The sequence below is a fragment of the Pseudomonas bharatica genome, from assembly GCF_048586865.1.
Classification (GTDB): Bacteria; Pseudomonadota; Gammaproteobacteria; order Pseudomonadales; family Pseudomonadaceae; genus Aquipseudomonas; species Aquipseudomonas bharatica.
The window spans coordinates 1-350 of the sequence record NZ_JBMAWR010000067.1 but is presented as its reverse complement, the minus strand read 5'-3'; the positions used below and the strand labels follow the sequence as shown (position 1 = coordinate 350).

Annotated in this window: 1 protein-coding gene; it reads right to left on the bottom strand. The window is 63.1% G+C overall.

Going from position 1 to position 350, the window contains the following annotated elements; all coding sequences use genetic code 11:
* On the bottom strand, nt 1–350 hold a 350-nt coding region (locus tag ACKLLE_RS27155; protein WP_420059618.1), incomplete at both ends, for an immunoglobulin-like domain-containing protein.

The following is a 350-nucleotide window of genomic DNA, read 5'->3' as shown; positions in this document are numbered from 1 at the left end:
ACGGCAGTGACAGCCGCAGTCGGGCTGACTTCCAGATGTTCGAAGTCGCCGCCAGTGGTACCGGTGATGGTGACGCTGACGTTGCCGCCGTCTACGTACACAGTGTTCTGCGGTGCAGCGAATGTGACAGAGCCCTCGCTCAAGCCCTTGCCAATGGTGATCACTTCCCCGTTGCTGAGGGTGATCTTCATCTCGCTGCCCGCCGGATTGGTCAGGCGAGCGGTGTAGACGATATCGCCGCCTTCCTGGACGGTGCCGGTGGCGCTGAGCGTCAGGCCAGTGGTATCCAGGCGGGCCGGGTCGTCGGTCACAACGGTAGTCGGCGTGCCGGCGGTTTCCAGCTTCTCGTA